Raw genomic sequence first — 20,479 nt, 5'->3', positions numbered from 1 at the left:
AGGCGCGAAAGGGTTTTAGATAACACATATTTAATTTCTGGATATGTCTATAAAAAAATCGACCTTATTGTGAATAAAGTCGATTGAATCAAGCGGATTCATCCTGTGGTCAATCTAAAATTTAAAATCTAAAAGGTGTATATCCCTTAACTCAGGAGTTCTCCTGTTTCTTGCAGAGAGTGCAAGCGGCGGTAAATACCTTCGTGACGCAAGAGTTCATTGTGGCTACCCACTTCTACAATCTTTCCTTGCTCTAGAACGACAATTTTATCAGCTTCCCTTACTGTGCTTAAACGGTGGGCAATAACGATGGTAGTGCAAGTGCCCTGAATCGATCGCATCGCTAGCTGAATTGAACGCTCAGACTCATAATCTAAACTAGAGGTGGCTTCATCAAAAATCAGTACGTCTGGTTCCACTAACAACGCCCTAGCAATTCCCAAGCGTTGTCTTTGTCCTCCAGATAACCTGACACCTCGTTCCCCGACGACGGTATAATAACCTTTAGGTAAATGCTGCACTACTTCATCGACTCTGGCAATTCTACAGGCTTCTTGAACCTGCTCCAAACTAGCATCCGGTCTGCCATAAGTCAGATTATCCAAGATAGTACCGTTGAAAACGTCTACTTCTTGGTGAACGATCGCTAACCTTCGTCTATACTTACCTACATTCAAAGTGCGAATATCTTGACCATCAATCAGAATTTGACCTGCTTGAGGTTCAAAATATCGCAACAGCAATTTTACTAAAGTAGACTTACCAGAACCGGAACGCCCCACTAATGCGACTGTTTGGTATGGCTCAATCAACAAGCTGATATCTTGCAAAACTTGATGGTTGGCATCATATCCAAAACTGACGTGTGACAACTCAACTTTTCCAGTAAATTTATAAGGTGATTCTGTCTGGTTGCTCTCTTCTAAAAGACTAGCTGAATCAGATGCAGTTGGCTCTTGGAGAAATTCGTGAAACCGCAGCATAGAAGAATAACGACGGGCGAAAACTTCTGCCAAGTTAGTAATTGGTTCTAATTCGGCATAAGCCATGCTAGAAAGAGTTAAGGTCATGACAAAATGACCCAGAGAAATTCTCCCATTTACTGTTGCTGCTAAAGTCAAACCCAGAATTGTAAACACACAAAACTGAATTACAGTCCTTTGCCAAGTACCCAGTTTCACATAACCTTTGTGGATGCGATAATCAACCACTATTAATTCACGATCTAAACGTTGCTTTTGCCGTTTCAGTTCCCTAGCTTCTGTAGCAAATGCTTTCACCGTTTTGATATTGGTGATCAGTTCAGAATTGCGGCTTTCGGTATTCTCTGCATATTTATTCAGACGACTTTCGTACCTAATCAATTGCTGTAAATCCTTCAAGCTTAAGCTGAGAATAATTACAAAGGAAATTAGATATAAAATCGCAATTCGCCACTCAATCACCAAAATAAACACAAAAATTCCCAGTACACGAACCAGTTTAGGAATCAACTGTCCGGCGATTTCGGGATACGCCCAAGCGTGGTTCTCAACACCTCTAGCTACTCTTCCGGCGATGCGTCCGGGGTTATTTTCGTCATAAAATTCCAGTGGGAGAGTAAGAATTTTGGCGATGGCTGCTTCGGTTTTCTTTCGACGCGACCTGAAAGTTATATCCCAGTGAAACCAACCAGTCAACCAGGGCTGTGTTGGCGCTCTCACTACGGTGACAACGAAAATTAAACCCAGTAATACACTCAAAGATAGAGTTTTATTAACTGGGTAATTGGTAATATCTGAAAAACTTGCGATCGCACTTTGAATTGGTTTATCCAAAGCTTGACCAGACAAAACATTTAAAATCTGCCCGATCGCATAAGGAACAACCAAATCAATAATTTCGTAAATGCCGGATGCTGCGATACTAAAAACACTCAGCTTCCAATCAGAGCGAAAGTAATTGACAATATCTTGAAATTTGGCCATGATGCACACCGTCCAAGAGCGCGATCGTAAACTTGGAATTTATATACTACAAATGTATTACAAAGTAGTCAAGAGCTAGATGACAAATCACTCTTTGGGAGTAGTTGGTAGTTCTTGAGGGAAAAATTCAAGGCGATAGTGGTAGAGAGCAACTGGTCGAGAACCACCTTTAAAGTAATCTGGATCTTGGGGTGAAAGATAGACTGCAGTAACTTGATCTGCCTCAATCGCCGGATTGGATGTTGGAAGTTTATGATAAGCCGTAGTAGATTCTACAGAGTTGAAGTAGGGGCGTGAACCACCTTTAAATAGTTGTTGAAACACTTCTGTGGTGATAAATTTACAATCAGAGGTAGTTTCTGTAGCACGTGCAGTCACAATGGAAACTAGTTGGCGACTGCTACGCAAGAACGTAATTTGACGATTAGGTGAATCTGGATCTACTTTGACTAATAACACTGCTTCATCCCCTAAATAAGCTCTTGCCAAATTCAAGCTATTAAATGCTCTATCTGCTACTAAAATGGAGGATTTGTAACCTATCTGAGGAAGTATTTTTAACCCAGCAATAGATGGTTGCCGTTTTACAAATCTTACTACAAAACTCACAGGCTGATTTAATTGTCGGCGATTACCTTCAAACCCTGGTGTTACAATCTCTGGTGCTAAAGGCGCAGCTAAATCTACTAAGGTACTTGTAACTTTCCAAGTACCAGCCATCCATTCAGGGTAAACTAAATCACCCGAAGCGAGTTGTACTGAAGTTAATTTTTCCCATTGGGGAAAATTTGCTAACCGTTCAGACAACTCTCCTGCAAAAGCTTCACCACCCCATAGAAGGAATAAAAACAGCAAGCAAAAACTCCAAATTCCCTTCATTACAAGCATTAGCAGTTTTGTATTTAATGTTTATTATTTATCGATTAAAAAATAAGTAAGTTTGTGTAAAAAATTAAAAATTTGTAGTAAGATGATTAGCCCTATCCCAAATTTATAGTGAGTTTCTCAAGGTAAACGCAGAAATTCTCAGCTTGTTTAAGTCGTTTCGGCATAGTTGATCGTTTTTATTCCTACTTTTATCATAAGTGATTATCCGAACATGATATAACACAAAAAACTTGCCTCTAATTAGACCTAGAGGCAAGCGTTAGCCAAGTGCGGTTTAACGACAAGTACAGGACTTATGCTAAACAGCTTTTTTGTTAACTATTCTGAAGCAAAAGCTTAAGTAGCAATTTTAGTTCAATTCAAAATGTCAAGTCAAGAATTCTGTTAGACATTGACCATTTTATTGATGCCGTTCAGCATGATTAACAGAGACGTTTCCTGCTTTTAGCCAAGCTTGAAAGAGAGTTTCTAAAACTTGCTCTCTGATTTCGCTTAATTCAGCAGGAAACCATTTTTCAATTCTCAAGATGTGATAACCCAGTTTTGTTTGGACAGGTTCAATCACTTCGCCTTCTTTTGCTACAGTAATAACCTGTGCAATCTCCGGCATCAATTCTGACAAAAAGCGAATACCAACAAAGCCACCATTGTCTCTTGACTGCTTACCTTTCGAGTGTTCCAGTGCTAACGCACAAAATGAAGCATTTTCCTCTCGAATGGTATAGATTATTTTCAGTGCATCTGTTAAGTCACTAACTAATATTTGGGATAGGGCAACACGTTTATAATGATTACGGTTGCTTAAATAATGAGAGTCCACACTATCTCCAAACAAATGTTCTTTTAACTTATTTGTAAGTAGTGCCACTCTGATACCTTGAGTCCAATCTTCTACAAAGATTTGCTGCTTTTGAAGCCATGCTAAAGTTTCAGAGGCTCCCAGTAACTTGTGTTCCAAGCGAAATGTATCTCCTGCTGCTTGCAATTCCTGATCGGAAATAGTGATGTCAAACTGCTCGCAAAGACTCAAAACCAATGCATCACGTTCAGCTAAAACTGCAATTTCAGCAATTTTATGAGAACGGCGCAGATAAGCAATAACATCTTCATTTGTTGCAAGATAAATTTCTGGCAGTACAAATTTATCTGTAGACTCCAAATCAGAAGCCACTTCTTTGTGGGGTTTGCCACCGTTGAAGAAAGTAGCGTTTTTTTCTAAAGTTTCTGTCATCTATTTATTGTTCCTTAAAATTAAAAATGGCTATATCTTTGAACAATTGAGAACCAGCAGAGTATAGGTTATAAATTTTAATACTTGCCATTATAAATTTCTCCTAAATTAAAGCTATTTAGATTGCGATCGCACTGTGTCAGTTTTTGCCAAACTTTAATTTCATGCCTTTATTCTCAAGACATGAGTTGCTTATTATACTGACATTTCCTCTTAAATTTGGTAAAGTAGTTGTTCAGGTGAAACTTCTTGGATTTTGAGCTTGTTACGATGTAAATCACCATAAAGGTTTAGGTATTCAACTTCAGTGGCTGTTAACTTACCTTGCTGAACTCCAAATATTGCAGCATCGATTTCTTCGCGTTGAGTCAAACCTGTTAAGCAAACATCCACACAGTTCTGCGTTAACGAGTATCGGTATAAGTCAGGAACAGTAGGTCGCCAGCATTTTTCTGGTAAACCAACTGGAATATTCCAGAGAGACCCTGAGTGAGAACCTGTCGATTTGAAGGTGACGATACCTGGTCGAGAAGGGTCTTGCACATCCAATTGATTAAATATCTGACTCTGAGCAGAGCGATGAGCGACATTGTGTCTGACCATCACCACATCTAATAGGTCGCTATGCAAGCACTGTTGCGCCAAATTAATATCGTGAAACGAAGCACCAATATAGCGGACGGCTCCCATCTTCTTGAGTCTATCAGAAGCGCCAAACATTTTTTCAATGGTACGCTGATAAACAGAATTAGTGCCTCTTAAATCAGGAGAAAGCTGCAAGCAATTCTGTAAAGCTGCCCCATCATTCTCACCAATCCAGCCCCAGAACAACACATCAATATAATCAATATTTAGCTCTACGAATTGATCTAATAGAGCAGCTAGCGCCATTTCTGGACTTTTGATATAAGTCACAGTTGCTAGCACTACTTTCTCTCGCACTGAGGAGCGACGGCTAGATATCTGACGCAGCGCCTCAGACATGGAACTGTAAATATAGTGGTGCAAATCGCTAGAGTAGAAAAAGTAGTTAATCCCACGCTCGAAAGCATAAAGCGTATCCTCACTTGAGATGCTACCACCACCACCCAAGCCAAGACAGCTAACGGTTAAATCTGTCCGTCCTAGTTTGCGATAAAATGGTAAATTCGACTCTGGGAAATTATTTGTTACATAACTAACTTCGCTAGCTGAAGCTACTTTAGGCGATGCAAGATTGGTTAGTTTCATTAGTCTAACGGGGTGTAGATGTCTTCAGAATTGGCATTCAGATAAGAACGCTGCCAATCAATTCCTAGAAAAGAGAAGTGCTGATAGATAGATGCCATCCGGTTCTGGGGCGATTCATCACCTGTAGCCCGTGCTTCTAGTAAACCATTAGCAACAATTTGACAGCGATTCATCCCAAAACTTTCTTTAGCAGCAAATTTGCAGTCTGGTTCTTCTGCTAAAGCAATTCCAGGCGCAAGTAATTTTGTAAACAAGGGTACTTCTGTGTGGAAATGCGATTCGTTTTCTGCATAAACACTTTTTAGCACTTGTCGAATTGCTTCATAATTGCTTTTCTCAAAGTAGAGAACTCCACTGTCATAGCGTCCGTAATCAGAAGGGTTATATAGTACTTTAAAGGTGAAAGGAATTCTGATTTGGTTTAATTGCCGTGTTAAGCTTTCCACGAGTGCGATCGCACCTTCAGGGCTTAAATTAAAGTAGACTCTCACTGTTTGAGGATGAGTGTCCGGCCCTGCATTGCTTACCGCCATGTAAAATCCGTTTTGAACTAGATTACGAGGCATACGGATAGCCACTAAGCTACCAGCGATCGCTGATTGTTCGATAGGTTGTAAATGGCGATCGCGCTCAATATGCAAAGTCAAACCGCCTTTGGTAACAGCAAGACTCCCATCACTTTCTTGGCGCAGCACAGACCAACCTGGATCGAAGTAACCCTCACCAAGATTACTTTTATGTAGGCGATCGTAAAACTCTACGTCTACTCCAAGAAAAGTATTGTTCTCTAGATTCTGATGAAGTGCTAGATTATCTGAACTTGCATTTGCTGCTAGGGCAGTTTGCATACAGCCATTGTAATAAATACCGTAGAGAAAACTTTGCAGTTGTAGACTCAGGTATTTATTTTGAAGCTCCAGAGGTATTCGTTGAAAACGAGTTACTACCTCAGCAGGAATTTCAAAAGGTTTGTAAGCTGGATGAGTAATACAAAAATTAGACTGGATTTGAACATTGTTGACAATATCTTGAAGAGAATCCAACACTCGAACTGCTGTATAAATTGGCAGTTGGCTTTGAACAGAATCTAGTAATTGCATAATGTTTAGGTGTAACTTAAAATTACTTAAGCAAGAGAACGTTTGAGGCAAGTAAGCTCAGATTCTGCCACTCCAAAAACAGTCGGGATTGATTGTTCTGAGCGGCACAACAAAGTCTTGGCAACCTGAAGCATACAGATACCCGTATTACCAAAGGATTTTTGGTACTGGAGCATTCCTTGAATTTGTTGAATCAATGCAAGACCAGAGAACTGCACGACTCGTCTCAAAAAATCAGGACGGTGCTTGATAATTTCTGGAAAATTAGTAAGATAAGCTTTAGTCAGGGCTGCAATAGAAGGTTGAATTGCCTCAAGCGGTGTCATCGCCAGACGTAAAGACTCTTCAATATCTATAGACTTACTAACAACTAAGCTGCTTAACCAGATTTGCAGGTAGCTGCCAATTAGCATTCCTAAATCAGATGCAGGATCTCCCCAAGTACCTCGCTCCCAGTCAATGAGGCGGATAATACTATTAGTCGATTGCTCTGTATCAGAGAGGGCTTGCTCCCAATCGTTGTGCAAAAGGATGTTGTTCAGCTTGAGGTCATTGTGCGTTAGACAACAAGGCTCGAAAGCATCTGTTAGTTGTGCGATCGCTTTTCCCAAGCTATCGTAACGTTGATAGAGAGCAAAGAATTTTAGACCGTCTGCTGGAACCTCCCCGAAAACTTCCGGGCTAATCCGTTCTAGCCCACGAGCAAATTTAGAAGTTTGGGCAATGGGTATATCTTCAGAATTTTGAGAGAAGAATTCCTGGTATTTTTGACGGTTGAATGTAGCGCAATGGATTGTAGCTAGAGTAGCTCCGATTGAAGTTGCGATCGCTGTGGGAAAAACATTTTCCTTAATATAAAAATCAACTAGATCGCAATAGTCATTGAGGTAGTTAAAAACAATAACAGAATGCTCCCCATCAAAATGTAAAGCCTCTGAAAGCATTTGGCTGAGGTGACTGAGTTCAGGAGTTTGTTGAAGGAGCTGATGAATTCGCCATTCACTCAAAAATTCACCCGCAGTTTTTCCTTCTTGATCGTGACGCTCCTGTTTTACGAGGAGTTGGCGACCATCTTGTAAACTTAGTAATAAGTTAAAATTTTTGGCAGCCTTTAGCTCGATTTGGCTTAAAGCTTGCTCTTTCTGAAAAAATAACTCTTGCTTAAGTAAATACTCGAAAACATTTTGAGAGCTTAATAAAAATGTCATGGTCAAATTTTCCTTGAATTTTGCTTAATAATGCTTATTGCTTCTTGCGGTTCTTGATCGGATGAGGTACATCCTCTATAAGTTGATACAATAAATTATAAAAGTCCTTCTGAAAAAGGCTTATAACGCCTGAATAGTTCAAGGCTGAAACCTTTTTCAGAAGAATTTTCTCGTATTTTTTTCAGTCTATAGAGGCGAGAATATCCCCCAATTAGCATCATGAACTTGTCTGGCTGAGACAGATATTGCGAGAGATGCCGCAATTGATTCAAGTATAAGAACGACAGCAGGAGATGCTCCCCCGCGAGTCAAATTAAACTCATCGTTATTTATCTCATTGAGATAGCTTTCTTCGTCTGAAAGCAGAGCAAATCCAGGCACTTCAAGATTGCTGATGTGAATAGTTGTCATGATACACTCCTTTAAAGTATTTACGTTAATTCATTGATTCAGTTGTCAGACAGCTTTAGTACCAACAGTAGGAGATAGCCTTCAAGAGGCACAAAACTGCTTGTAATTCTATTTTTTGACAGATGTGAGAAGTTGTTTTTAAAGACCCCAAATCGTAGCTAACTGGATAACTACAGTTGCTGTACTATTTACCAGCGGTGAGATAGCCAACAACGCCGCCGACAACAGCACCAGCTGTGGCAATACATGCAGCTGATGAGGTAACTGCATAGTAGCCTACAGCCCATATCAGGAATGGCAGCCCACCATAAAGGTGGTCAAATTCGCTATCAGCTAAATCTCTCATGTAACCTTCAGAATCAGAAAATAGTTCGGAACCAGTAGGACGCAAATCAGAAATGTTGATAGTAGCCATTGTTTTTCCTCTTAAATGAAGTTGCTTGAAATAGGATTAGCTATAGGACTTACGCACAGGTAACGAAAAACGAACCACAGAGAAGCCAGTGCGTTGGGCGGGTTCCCCGACTTGAAGCAACTGGCGCGACGCAGAGGTCACGGAGAAATGAGAGTTTGAGAGGGTTTTTGCGTAAGTCCTAAGCTATAAACTGCTTTATTACAGGTTAGTAAGCTTCTCCTGCACCAAAATATAAGGTTGCAAGAACGATGGTTCCCACAACAATCAAACCCAGTAAGCCACCCTTAATAGCGCCAATCTCGCTATCAACTAAATCATCCATATAGCCTTCAGAATCAGAAAATAGCTCCGAACCAGTAAGACGCAAATCAGAAATGTTGATAGTTGCCATTGAAATTTTCCTCTTAGATGAAGTTGTTTAGAATTGGATTAGCTGTGTATTGCCTAATCACATTTCAATCATCAAAGATTCAATCTATAATTTCAAGACTTAAAAACTTCTTATTTACACATAATTCAATGAGTTATGTTTTACTTATTAAAATATTTAATATTCAAAAATAAAAGTACTTTTGTCTGAAAAATTACAGTGCAGTAGCGCGCCACTACTCCGAATCACCTAATTTGAAACTGAGGCTATGTTTTTTGTTGTATATAGTGCTGTTTTTACCCTGTCACACCACCACAGCCTGAAAAGCCACACTTGTAACTGTTTACCAGCTTATTATAAAGTTTTGTAACGAGTTGTGGAATTCCCGGAGTTTTGATTCAGAGAAGTAACAGAGGTTCTCAAGGATGATCCAGATTAATTTCTATCTGGGCATTGCAAGTTATACCAGGAGGAATTGCTGTGGACAAGCAAGGTCTATATTTAACAGCGTTTCAGCACAAGCTTCTATTGAAAAGTCTAGAAGCAGATTTACGTCCAGAATACCGCCGTCGCATCGAAATCATGTTATTGGCAGATGCAGGCCAATCTCAGACTCAAATTTGTGAAGCTTTAGGATGCTCTCAGGAGACAGCGCGGCACTGGATTACTATGGCACAAACAGGTCAAGCTCACCATTGGAGCGATCGCCCGATGGGTCGCCCCAAAGCTGTTAATGAGCAATATCTTCTTCGTTTGCAAGAACTGGCAAGTCATAGTCCACGTGAGTATGGCTATCCATTTCAACGCTGGACAGGGCAATGGTTAAGCAAGCATTTGGCTAAAGAACTGGGGATTAAGGTTAGCAGTTGCCACATCAACCGTTTGCTCAAGGAAATGGGGCTTTCTACTCGACCAAAAGACAACACCACTGACAAATATTCCTCAACTCAACAGGATTCCGGCATTAAGATTGGCGATTTGCCATCGAACGTCGAACCTAGTTTCTTGTGGCAATTCAGTTTGATGAAAACTAACAATTAATTCCGTACCTGGAAAGCTATGATTCAGAATAAATCTACGTTTCAAAAGCAACAACTAGGTCAACAACTCACCCAAACTTTGGGTCAACCTCTGTTAGAACAGGAACTTTCAAATTGCCTTCAACAAATTGAAATCATAGAACCAAATGCAGGTAAACTGTTTTGGCAGGCATCAGATGCTACAGTTGGTATTTATATCATCCTGGCAGGTAAAGTCAGACTGCTCAATAGCACAGATAACTTAATCGCATCTGTAGGAGTGGGAGCATCATTTGGTGAGATAACCTTGTTTCCAGAGTCAGGCTTTCAGCCTTATACTGCTAGAGCTTCAGTAAATCTCAAAGTTTGCTATATTCCGGGAGATTATTTGCGATCGCTCATCCGCAAATATCCCTCCATTGGGCAGCATTTTAACCGCCAAGCAGTACTTTGGGATCTACTGCTGTTATGTCGTCAAACTCCTTGCCTTGCCAATACTTCTGTAGAAGGATTGATGCAAATATTACCATTACTCGAACAGCATAATCTCCAAATTGGCAAACTCCCATCTTTTCTGCTCAAAGACCAGCAACTTTGGTTACTGCGGCGAGGAGAACTATTGCACACATCAGGATGCAAGCTTACCGTTGGAAATATTTACGCTCTTGAGCAGTTACCCAAAGAACGTAGTTGGCAAGTGACTCAACCAAGCCAAATCTACAGCCTCAGCCGTCAAGATTGGGAAACAGCGATCGCAAAAGAGCCACAACTGGCTCAACTGATTAACTCTGACACCGCAACACTAGGAACGGGGAGTACAAGGGTAGCAGGGGAAGAAAACAGAACTCCCCACTCATACGGGCACGGTAGTGCCGTGCCCCTACCTACTCGCCACTCTAAAAATCCAAAATCCCCAGAAAGCAAGAGAAAAATTAGTAAGGCTTACTTCCCAAATCCAACTGTAAAAATCGGTCATTTTTGGCAACGTATCACCCGGCGATATCCATACTTTGAACAACAAAGCGCCGCTGACTGCGGTGCAGCTTGCTTAGTGATGGTTGGGCGCTACTGGGGCAAGCGTTTTAGCGTCAATATTTTACGAGATATTGCTAATGTTGACCGCAATGGGGCATCACTGCGAGGTTTAGCGGCTGCGGCTGAAAGTATTGGGTTTTCAACTCGACCTGTAAAAGCCAGCCTCGACAAACTTGCTCTACAAAGTCTACCAGCTATCGTGCATTGGGAAGGAAAACACTACATTGTTGTTTATGAAGTGACAGGCGATCGCGTGATCGTTGCAGACCCTGCTATTGGTCAATGTACCCTCTCTCATGCAGACTTCAAAGCGGGTTGGACTGGCTATACTTTATTAATACAACCTACCGCCCTACTTAAAGATGCAAAGGAAACCAGCACTCCTTTTTGGCAGTTCTTTGAATTAGCTAAACCTCACTGGCTGGTGTTGTTAGAAGTGTTCATCGCTTCCATCCTGCTTCAGATTTTTGGACTGATCACACCGCTATTTACTCAGCTATTGTTAGACCGAGTGGTTGTACAGCGCAGTGACCTGACATTAACAGCTGTAGGGATAGGATTACTCATCTTTAGCCTATTCCGAGTCGCCATGACTGGACTGCGGCAATATCTTTTAGACCACACAGCTAACCGAGTGGATCTAGCCTTAATTGTAGGTTTTATTAGCCATACCTTCCGCTTACCCTTGAACTATTTTGAGTCCCGCTATGTGGGAGACATCATTTCCCGTGTACAGGAAAACCGCAAGATTCAACGTTTCCTCACAGGTGAAGCACTGTCTATCGTTCTTGATTTACTGACAGTATTTATCTACGTAGGATTGATGTTTTGGTACAGTTGGAAGATGGCATTGCTTGTATTAGTAATTGTGCCGCCATTCGTATTACTAGCACTGATTGCTACACCCTTTTTACAGCGTGTTTCTCGTGAGATTTTTAGTGCTTATAACGAAGAAACTGGTTATTTGATTCAATATCTCACTGGTATTCGCACTGTCAAATCTATGGCAGTTGAGCAGTCTGTGCGCTGGCATTGGGAAGAACTTTTTGGCAAGTCAATTAAAAAGAACTTTTCCGGGCAGGTTATTGGCAATAGACTGCAAATATTTAGCTCTGCCATTGAAGCTGTAGTCACAACAGCATTATTGTGGTTTGGAGCATGGCAGGTGATACAAAACGAACTCACAATTGGGCAACTTGTCGCTTTTAATATGTTGCTAGGTAATGTAATTAATCCTTTTCAGCGACTAATTTTGCTATGGAATGAATTGCAAGAGGTACTGATTGCTGTTGAACGCATCAATGATGTGATTGACGCTGAACCAGAAGAAGATTTGCACTCCTCATCTCGGCAATCTTTACCACCCATTCGCGGTTACATTGTCTTTGATAAAGTTACTTTCCGCTACCATCCAGAAAGCGATGTCAACACACTAGAAAATATTAGTTTTGAAGTGCAGCCGGGACAAATGATCGCGCTGGTTGGGCGTAGTGGTTCAGGAAAAACGACCATTTCCAAGTTGGTATTAGGGCTGTATCCGCCTACAGAAGGGAAGATTTTGATTGACGGCTATGATGTCACTACCTTGTCATTGCGATCGCTCCGTTCTCAAATTGGTGTTGTTGACCAAGATACTTTTCTCTTTGGTGGTACGATTCGGGAAAACATTAGTCTAGGTTATCCCGAAGCAACTTTAGAAGAAGTGATAGAAGCAGCGCAACAAGCAGGAGCGCATGAATTTATTAAAGAATTACCGATGGGCTATGAAACACAAATCGGTGAGGGGGGAGGAACCCTGTCTGGTGGACAAAGACAACGGGTAGCGATCGCCCGCGCCCTTGTCGGAAATCCCCAACTGCTGATTTTAGATGAAGCCACCAGCAGTCTTGACGCTGAATCTGAACGTATTATCCAGACTAACCTCAACAAAATTCTTCAAGATAGAACAACACTGGTGATTGCTCATCGCCTTTCAACAGTACGCAATGCTGACAAAATTTTGGTGCTAGATAGAGGTCTTTTGATTGAAAGTGGAACTCACGATGAATTAATGGCTAAACGCGGTCACTACTTCTACCTCAATCAACAGCAACTTACCATAGCAATTTGAACTAAAATGCCTCTTCAGTTTTCGTTTCTTAGCTTTGCTAAAAACCAGAAAAATCCAATATTTCAAATCCAAAATGGTATGACCAATTATGCCAAATGAATTTACTACCCAAGAGCAGTTCAGTCAGAACGGTTACTACCCTAGTAGTCAACTGGACTTGAATGACTCCAAAAAAACACCATCATCACGAGAGCCAAAATCCTATGCACCTCTAGGTGAAGACTGGTCTTCTTTAACAAAAGAACTGATTGATACCTTACCACGGATTTGGACACGCGGCTTGTTGTATTGGCTAGTAATATTTGCTGCGATCGTCTTACCTTGGGCAATGCTATCCAAAGTAGACGAAACAGGTAGCGCCAGAGGACGACTTGAACCTCAAGGGAGAACTGTGAGATTAGATGCACCCGTTACCGGAAAAGTTACAGCCATCAAGGTAAAAGAAGGCCAAACTGTACTTTCAGGACAAATTTTACTGGAATTGGAATCAGAATTAACTCGTACTGAACTGCAACAAACTCAGGCAAAACTTGAGGGTCAACAAAATCGAGTTAATCAGCTTCAGTTATTAAAAAATCAACTGGAAATGTCTTTACGCACTCAGCAATTACAAAATCAAGCTCAAGAATCAGAGCAACTTGCTCAACTTGACCAAATACGGCAGCGGTTTAGTTCCAGTAAACAAGTATATGCCCTAGAAGTCGGTCGTCTCAAATTAGCTAAAAACGAGGTACAACGTTATCGATATCTTTTGCAAAAGGGCGCTATTTCCAAGAGTAAATTAGAAGAAATAGAAGGTGCAATGTTTGAGCGGCAAGGACTTTTAGAACAAGCTCAATCAGATATTCAACAGGCTAATACTGAGATTGGCAAACAACAAAGCACTAATCAACGTATTAGACGCACAGGTGAACTTGCAGTCTTGGATAGTCAGAAACAACTTAAAGAACTCCAGGCTCAAGCTGTAGATTTACAATCAGAAATTTCTCAAACAAAAAAACAAATTCATTCTTTGCAATTTCAATTACAACAGCAAACACTCCGCGCTCCAATTGATGGCACAATTTTTCAGTTGTCTATCAATAACGCCGGGACAGTTGTACAGCCAGGACAGATGGTTACTCAAATTGCACCTAATGGAGTACCTCTAATATTCAGAGCACAGATGCCTAGTCAAGAAAGTGGTTTTCTGCGTGTAGGAATGCCAGTCAAAATTAAATTTGATGCTTATCCTTTCCAGGATTATGGAGTGATAGAAGGCAAACTCCACTGGATTTCACCAGACTCCAAAGTTGTAGAAACTGCCCAAGGTAAGATAGAAAACTTTGAATTAGAAATTGCAGTGCCACAGACTTATATTCAAAGTGGAAATAAACGTATTGCTTTAACGCCTGGTCAAACAGCAACTGCTGAGGTAATTGTTCGGCAGCGCCGTATTGTTGATTTTGTGCTAGATCCGTTTAAAAAGTTGCAAAAAGGTGGTTTTAAACTATAAAAAGGAAGAAATTTCCAAAAGTTATTCTTTGCTGTTTCATTTTTAACATTTCCAAATTCAACTTCAATTTATTTATCACTAAGGAGTTTTACTATGTTAGAAGTGCCAACTGTTTCTCTAGACGAAATTCTCAACCAAGTCAAGCTTTCATGCCAAATTCCTTCTGTGATAAAAGGTATTCTTACTCGCAAGATTATTTCACATACGGTAGAAGAGGTTGGTATTAAAGTGGAGCCAGAAGAATTACAGCAAGCGGCAGATAGCTTGCGTCTGATGAACAAATTGATTAGCGCTGATGTTACTTGGTCATGGCTACAAAAACACAGTTTATCTTTAGACGAGTTTGAAGAATTAGTTTATTACACAGTAATCTCCTCAAAATTAGCTCAACATCTGTTTGTAGATAAAGTTGAACCTTTTTTTGTAGAACATCAGATTGATTATGCCCAGATAGTTATGTATGAAGTGGTTTTAGATGATTTTGATTTGGCTATGGAACTGTTTTACGCATTGGGTGAAGGTGAGATAAGTTTTTATGAAATTGCTCATCAATATATTCAAGATACAGAACTACGTAGAAAAGGAGGATATCGAGGCATATTAAACCGTGCAAATTTGAAACCAGAAATTTCTGCTGCTGTCTTTGCGGCAACTCCACCGCAAGTTGTCAAACCAATATTGACATCGATTGGGGCGCATCTGATTTTGGTTGAGGAACTCATTGAGCCACAATTGGACGAGATGTTGCGCTTAAAAATTATCTCAGACTTGTTTTCTGAATGGTTAAAGCAACAAATTGAGCTAATTTCTGGTTATTCCACTATTTTTATGGAGAATTAATAGTAAAATACCAGTATATGGCAACGCGAGAAGCGTTAATATCGAGCAGTTCAGTACAGATATCCGATTTCCTCCACCCCTATCAGTTTAGCTGTATTAAATTTCTGCTGGTAAAGGTTCCCAAACTTCCCCATACTTCTCTTTTAGAGTTTCCCAAGCTTCTACTTGTCCTGGTTCATATTCTCCCGGTTTACCCCATTGTAAAAAGAGGCTTAAAGCAGGCTCCTGTTTATCATCTAAAAACCGGATGGCATAGGTTGTAAAGTTACCTCTCTTCGCTTCACCTGTTTCAAATTTCACCTGAGTGATTTTATCCATATTCAAGTGAAACTCAAAGCCTTCAGTATGCATATTCGCATATTTACCTTTAGGCAATTCTGCATAAAATAACTTTTCTACTTTGCCTCGTGCTTCTAATACAGCAGCGCTGCTAGTAACAATTAAACGCAAAGTTCCAAGAGTCTCGCAAGCTTCTAAAAATTCTTTCAATGTTGTGGTCATTTGTTATTTGTCCTTTGTCATTTGTCATTTGTCATTTGTCATTGGTTAAACGATGATTCCTAACTAATGCCCCATGCCCCATGCCCAATGCCCAATACCCCATGTCCAATGCCCCATTCCCAATCCCTATTTTTCATATTGTTCATAAGCGGCGACAATACGCTGAACTAGAGGATGGCGCACAACATCTCTTTGAGAAAATTCGCAAAAGGCAATGCCTTCAACGTGTTTTAAAATTTGTAAAGCCACTCTTAAACCTGATTGTTGGTGAAGTGGCAAATCAGTTTGTGTCATGTCGCCTGTAATCACCATCCGCGAACGGAAGCCCAAACGAGTCAAAACCATTTTCATCTGAGCGGGTGTAGTATTTTGAGCTTCATCGACAATTATAAAGGCGTTATTGAGAGTACGTCCCCGCATATAGGCGAGTGGTGCGACTTCAATCACACCGCGTTCCATTAAACTGGGTACTTTTTCTGGGTCGATGAATTCATAAATAGCATCGTAAAGTGGGCGAAGATAAGGATTAACTTTCTGCTGTAAATCTCCAGGCAAAAAACCGAGTTTTTCACCGGCTTCGACGGCAGGGCGAGTTAAGATCAGCTTTTCAAACTGGTTAGCAAGGAGTGCTTGCACGGCGACAACAACAGCGAGATAAGTTTTACCAGTACCAGCAGGGCCAATTCCAAATGTGAGATCGTGTCTGCGGAGTGCGTCGATATATTGGCGCTGGCGGAAGGTTTTGGCACGGACTTGTTCACCCCGGCGACTTTTGGCGAGGACATCTCGCTGTAAATCTTGCAGTTCCCCTTGGCGATCGCTATCTATGGCTTGACGAGCTGTTAAAATATCGGCACTGGAAATAGTATTGCCTTTAATCCAGAGGTCTTCAAGCGATCGCACTAATCGAGAAGCTAGATCAATTTGCTTTTCGGTACCAGAAATCACTAATTCCTGTCCGCGTAGCACTAAGGTGGCTCCTGTTTGCCGAGATAGGATTTTGAGATTTTCTTCTCCATCTCCGGCTAAAGCGATCGCACTGGTAATATTCGGCAGCTGAATTGTTAAGGCACCTGCCATAGTATTTCTTAATTGGTGAGGATCTGTATTTGACAAAGGTTAATTTTTTCTCGCTAATGGCGAAATTATGCTTTTATTACCTACATTTTGGAAAAATTTTTGTAATAAATTAATCGGTTGTAGGGGCGTACAACTTGCCCTCATCCCCTAACCCCTTCTCCCATTTTGGGAGAAGGGGAACTGGAGAATTTACTCCCATCTCCCGTGTTGGGAGAGGGGCTGGGAGTGAGGGCAAAACTCATGCACTCAGAAGATTTCATCTGAAGTTGACACCAATGCAAAGCTGTACGCTCCTACTGGTAAAGAGTTCAAAAAAAGATTTAAAAATCTTTTTGCTACTTTCCATCTTTATAAAAATTCTGAGCGGAGGTAACAACAACCGCTCAGATTTGCTCTTTAGTTTCAACCTAGCGGAGGCGTGGTTTAACAATGGGTTTAGGCCCATCATTTGCACGCGGTTCTCTCTTAGTCGGCGGTGGCGATCGCTCTTCTGTGTCTTCATCAAAAGACATACCCTCGCGGCCCGGCGTGGTGCTGCCGTAGATATCCAGGTATGTTGATTGCCCAGCTGCGGCTGCGGCTGCGGCAATTACTGTACGAATCGCCTGAATATTGCGTCCCCCTCGACCAAACACTTTTCCTTTATCTGTGCTTTCAAAGGCGATGCGAACCCAAACCCGGTTGAGGGCCTGAGAAATTTCACAATCGACACTTAATGTCTCTGGAGATTCCAAAAACGGCTGCACCAAAAACCGAACCAGCTCAACATAGTTGGGGCTAGCTGTTGGGAGTTTTGTTCCGAAATTATGATGCGGCTGTTGCACTGACCTGCTCAAAAACATTAGCTTTTACTAGAATGCGACGAACGGTATCAGTGGGTTGAGCGCCTTGTTGTAGTCGCTTGACGATGGCGGGAACGTCTAGTCGCACTTCATCAGTTCTGGGGTTATAAAATCCCAACTCTTCTAAGGGACGACCATCGCGGCGAGCGAGGTTGTTAATGGCGACAATGCGGTAACTTGCTTCCCGCTTTTTACCGAATCGTTTCAAGCGCAGTTTGATCATGATTGAAGAATCATTCTCCTAATTGGTAAGTATGCCGAAATGCTAATTTTAGCACTCGTCTAGCATTTGCTGCTATTAGTCGTTTGTCATTTGTCATTAGTCATTTATCATTTGTCATTAGCAAACTACCCATGCCCCATGCCCTTCAGGAGTGCTGAGTGCTGAGTGGGGAATCTTACGGATGACTCAGCACGGGCCTAAACGCCCCGCTTCCGCTAACGGAACTACGAAACGGGCTAAACGCCCCGCTTCCGCTAACGGAACTGTTTTGCCCCATGCCTAATGACTAAAGATTGCCAAAGCCTTTTTTCTTTTTATCTTTGGGTTTTTTCTTTTTCGTGGCTGGGGCACCATCATAACCTCGCCATCCTGGGGCTGGGGGACGATTACCAGCACCAGCAAAGGCGTTGCCCATGCCGCCACCGCCGAACATTCCCGGCATTCCAGGGAAGCCACCTTGACCCATTTGCTGCATGAGCGATCGCATTTTTTGGAAATCACCCACCAGTTTGCTGACATCTGACTCTCTATAGCCGGAGCCAGCAGCAATCCGCCGCCGCCGACTGGGAGAACTGGCTAATAAATCGGGGTCGTGGCGTTCTTGGCGAGTCATGGAGTTAATCATCGCCTCACAGCGCTTTAACTGAGTTTCTCCCTGTTTGAGTTGATCGTCTGAAAGCTTGTTCATCCCTGGAATCATCTTGATCAAGCCTCCCAGAGAACCCATGTTCTTCAGCATCCGCAATTGCTTGAGAAAGTCAGTAAAGTCAAACTTCGCTGACAAGATTTTCTCCTGCATTTTCTCAGCATCTGCTAAGTCAAACTCTTCCTGGGCTTTTTCTACCAGGGTCAACACATCGCCCATACCGAGAATCCGCGATGCCATGCGATCGGGATAAAACGGTTGCAGTGCCTCAACTTTCTCACCCACGCCCACAAATTTAATCGGCGCTCCCGAAATCTGCCGCACTGAAAGCGCAGCACCACCACGGCTATCACCATCTAATTTGGTGAGAATCGCCCCAGTAATGCCGATCTGTTCGTGGAAGGTACGGGTAAGATTTGCGGCCTCTTGACCAGTCATCGCGTCCACCACCAACAGAGTTTCATGGGGTTGGACAGTTGCTTTGATGCGGGCTAATTCCGCCATCATATCTTCGTCAATTTGCAGGCGTCCAGCAGTATCAATAATTACTGTGTTGACACCTTCTGCCCTAGCCCGTTCTACACCTTGCCTTGCGATTTCTACGGGATCGGCGTTGCTTCCTAGTTCAAATACTGGTACGTCAATTTGCTTACCCAACGTCACCAATTGGTCGATCGCTGCTGGGCGATATACGTCTGTCGCCACTAACAAGCAGCTACGCTCTAATTTACGAAGATGTAAAGCTAACTTAGCAGTAGCTGTGGTTTTACCAGTACCTTGCAACCCAGCCATCAGCACAATGGTAGGCTGCTCCTGGGCTTTTGCTATGGGAACATTTTCTTCTCCCATCACCTGCACCAGTTCATCGTGAACAATTTTGATGAACTGTTGATCGGGTCGCACGCCGGTAATCACCTCGGCTCCCTGTGCCTTGGCTTCGACTTCGCTAATAAAATCTTTTACTACCTGGAGATTGACATCTGCTTCCAACAAGGCGCGGCGCACTTCGCGCAATGCATCTTGAATGTTGGATTGAGAAATTTTGTCCTGTCCCCGCAGTTTTTTCCAGGCTGATTCTAAACGGTCAGATAGAGCATCAAACATAATGTAATTACAGGTAGTTCGCCAATGGAGAATTTTAAACCGCCGATGAATGCGATTTGGAATTTCCGCTAAAGTTTAAACGTGCTATCTACCAGCTTAGTATTTTTCACCGCGACTGTAGCAACCAGACACGGATTGGGGAAGAAGCAGGGGAGCAGGGAGCAGGGGAGAAAAGTTTTTCCCTCTGCCTTTTTTCAATAGTGGGGATTGGGGACTCTGATGATTGAATATTGGCTACTGCTGCGATCGCTAATTCGTAATATTGTTAGTTAGGTAGCTACGGTAGCCAAGATGTCGCAGCGAATCAAAGTATACTCATACTCGATATACCACTCGTCAAATTCATATATTGGTATCGCTCTTGCCGAAAAAGCTTTGCAGGGAAGGAGCCTCTGCTTGATGCCGCGTTCTTTCGAGCGACGTATATTGACCTACTTGATGTCAACGATGAGTCTGTGATTAAGAAAGTTGCAAATGATGTTGGGCTAAATGGCGATCGCATTCTTGAGTTAATCCACGGGGAAGCAGCAAAACTTGCAGCAATGGCAGCTTTGGCAGAATACGAGCAGTTTGGTTGTCCTGGAGTACCAACCTGGGTAGTGGAAGGCGAAAGATTTTGGGGAAAGGATCGTGTCGATTGGGTAACTGAAAAGGTAAAACAATTACAGCAGACTTCAAGTTTGTGAGGTACAAAAATACCCCACCCGCGCTGTCGCACACCCTCCTCGAACTTGCGGGGAGGTTTGGGGAGGGGTGTACTTAAT

Annotated in this window: 19 protein-coding genes; 5 read left to right on the top strand and 14 right to left on the bottom strand. The window is 42.0% G+C overall.

What is annotated here, in order from left to right; all coding sequences use genetic code 11:
- Window positions 1-146 precede the first annotated feature (146 nt).
- The 9 genes from HWQ58_RS27635 to HWQ58_RS27595 all read right to left on the bottom strand — a co-directional run bounded on the left by HWQ58_RS27635 (window position 147) and on the right by HWQ58_RS27595 (window position 8,841).
- Entirely contained in the window at window positions 147-1,967 is a 1,821-nt protein-coding gene (locus HWQ58_RS27635; protein WP_292870060.1) for an ABC transporter ATP-binding protein, read from the bottom strand.
- 87 nt (window positions 1,968-2,054) lie between these two features.
- The gene (locus HWQ58_RS27630) at window positions 2,055-2,855 is read right to left on the bottom strand and encodes a DUF6816 family protein (protein WP_292870057.1); all 801 of its coding nucleotides are present in this window, start codon (window positions 2,853-2,855) and stop codon (window positions 2,055-2,057) included.
- Window positions 2,856-3,255: 400 nt separating this feature from the next.
- Window positions 3,256-4,086: a peptidylprolyl isomerase gene (locus HWQ58_RS27625; protein ID WP_292870054.1), complete on the bottom strand. Its 831-nt coding sequence runs from the start codon at window positions 4,084-4,086 to the stop codon at window positions 3,256-3,258.
- Window positions 4,087-4,299: 213 nt separating this feature from the next.
- Complete coding sequence (locus HWQ58_RS27620; protein WP_292870051.1) at window positions 4,300-5,316, bottom strand: aldo/keto reductase; 1,017 nt, start codon at window positions 5,314-5,316, stop codon at window positions 4,300-4,302.
- Window positions 5,316-6,416, bottom strand: a complete 1,101-nt coding sequence (locus tag HWQ58_RS27615) for a T3SS effector HopA1 family protein (RefSeq protein WP_292870048.1) — start codon at window positions 6,414-6,416, stop codon at window positions 5,316-5,318. Before HWQ58_RS27615 ends, HWQ58_RS27620 begins: the two co-directional genes overlap by 1 nt.
- A 26-nt stretch (window positions 6,417-6,442) precedes the next feature.
- Window positions 6,443-7,624, bottom strand: a complete 1,182-nt coding sequence (locus tag HWQ58_RS27610; protein WP_292870045.1) for an aminoglycoside phosphotransferase family protein — start codon at window positions 7,622-7,624, stop codon at window positions 6,443-6,445.
- A 186-nt stretch (window positions 7,625-7,810) separates the two neighbouring features.
- On the bottom strand, window positions 7,811-8,035 hold the full coding sequence (locus tag HWQ58_RS27605) for a hypothetical protein (RefSeq protein ID WP_292870042.1): 225 nt from the start codon (window positions 8,033-8,035) through the stop codon (window positions 7,811-7,813).
- 184 nt (window positions 8,036-8,219) lie between these two features.
- Entirely contained in the window at window positions 8,220-8,450 is a 231-nt protein-coding gene (locus HWQ58_RS27600; RefSeq protein WP_292870039.1) for a hypothetical protein, read from the bottom strand.
- A 205-nt stretch (window positions 8,451-8,655) separates the two neighbouring features.
- Window positions 8,656-8,841: a hypothetical protein gene (locus HWQ58_RS27595; RefSeq protein ID WP_292870036.1), complete on the bottom strand. Its 186-nt coding sequence runs from the start codon at window positions 8,839-8,841 to the stop codon at window positions 8,656-8,658.
- A gap of 459 nt (window positions 8,842-9,300) precedes the next feature.
- Between HWQ58_RS27595 and HWQ58_RS27590 the strand changes: the two genes are divergently transcribed.
- From HWQ58_RS27590 to HWQ58_RS27575, 4 genes are all read left to right on the top strand, one after another.
- Entirely contained in the window at window positions 9,301-9,861 is a 561-nt protein-coding gene (locus tag HWQ58_RS27590) for a helix-turn-helix domain-containing protein (RefSeq protein WP_292870033.1), read from the top strand.
- An 18-nt stretch (window positions 9,862-9,879) separates the two neighbouring features.
- Window positions 9,880-12,984: a peptidase domain-containing ABC transporter gene (locus HWQ58_RS27585; protein WP_292870030.1), complete on the top strand. Its 3,105-nt coding sequence runs from the start codon at window positions 9,880-9,882 to the stop codon at window positions 12,982-12,984.
- A gap of 88 nt (window positions 12,985-13,072) precedes the next feature.
- On the top strand, window positions 13,073-14,479 hold the full coding sequence (locus tag HWQ58_RS27580) for an HlyD family type I secretion periplasmic adaptor subunit (RefSeq protein WP_292870027.1): 1,407 nt from the start codon (window positions 13,073-13,075) through the stop codon (window positions 14,477-14,479).
- Between the two features lie 93 nt (window positions 14,480-14,572).
- Window positions 14,573-15,319, top strand: a complete 747-nt coding sequence (locus HWQ58_RS27575; RefSeq protein WP_292870024.1) for a peptidylprolyl isomerase — start codon at window positions 14,573-14,575, stop codon at window positions 15,317-15,319.
- Window positions 15,320-15,415: 96 nt separating this feature from the next.
- Here the strand turns inward: HWQ58_RS27575 and HWQ58_RS27570 are convergent, their stop codons facing one another.
- The 5 genes from HWQ58_RS27570 to ffh all read right to left on the bottom strand — a co-directional run bounded on the left by HWQ58_RS27570 (window position 15,416) and on the right by ffh (window position 19,715).
- Window positions 15,416-15,820, bottom strand: coding sequence for a ChuX/HutX family heme-like substrate-binding protein (locus HWQ58_RS27570; protein ID WP_292870021.1), 405 nt, complete (start codon window positions 15,818-15,820; stop codon window positions 15,416-15,418).
- A gap of 126 nt (window positions 15,821-15,946) precedes the next feature.
- The gene (locus HWQ58_RS27565) at window positions 15,947-16,900 is read right to left on the bottom strand and encodes a PhoH family protein (protein ID WP_292870018.1); all 954 of its coding nucleotides are present in this window, start codon (window positions 16,898-16,900) and stop codon (window positions 15,947-15,949) included.
- 407 nt (window positions 16,901-17,307) lie between these two features.
- The gene (locus tag HWQ58_RS27560; protein WP_104906786.1) at window positions 17,308-17,742 is read right to left on the bottom strand and encodes a KH domain-containing protein; all 435 of its coding nucleotides are present in this window, start codon (window positions 17,740-17,742) and stop codon (window positions 17,308-17,310) included.
- The gene (rpsP, locus tag HWQ58_RS27555; protein WP_292783039.1) at window positions 17,705-17,965 is read right to left on the bottom strand and encodes a 30S ribosomal protein S16; all 261 of its coding nucleotides are present in this window, start codon (window positions 17,963-17,965) and stop codon (window positions 17,705-17,707) included. The genes HWQ58_RS27560 and rpsP overlap by 38 nt, the downstream gene beginning before the upstream one ends.
- 286 nt (window positions 17,966-18,251) lie before the next feature.
- Window positions 18,252-19,715 (bottom strand): signal recognition particle protein, encoded by a 1,464-nt coding sequence (gene ffh, locus HWQ58_RS27550; protein WP_292870015.1) that lies wholly within the window; start codon window positions 19,713-19,715, stop codon window positions 18,252-18,254.
- A 455-nt stretch (window positions 19,716-20,170) separates the two neighbouring features.
- Between ffh and HWQ58_RS27545 the strand changes: the two genes are divergently transcribed.
- Entirely contained in the window at window positions 20,171-20,401 is a 231-nt protein-coding gene (locus HWQ58_RS27545) for a DsbA family protein (RefSeq protein WP_292870012.1), read from the top strand.
- The last annotated feature ends 78 nt before the right edge of the window (window positions 20,402-20,479 follow it).

It is taken from the genome of Nostoc sp. LPT, assembly GCF_017115165.1.
In the GTDB taxonomy this organism is placed as follows: domain Bacteria; phylum Cyanobacteriota; class Cyanobacteriia; order Cyanobacteriales; family Nostocaceae; genus Nostoc.
Note: the sequence above shows the minus strand (reverse complement) of the source record. Positions and strands in the feature narration are given on the sequence as shown.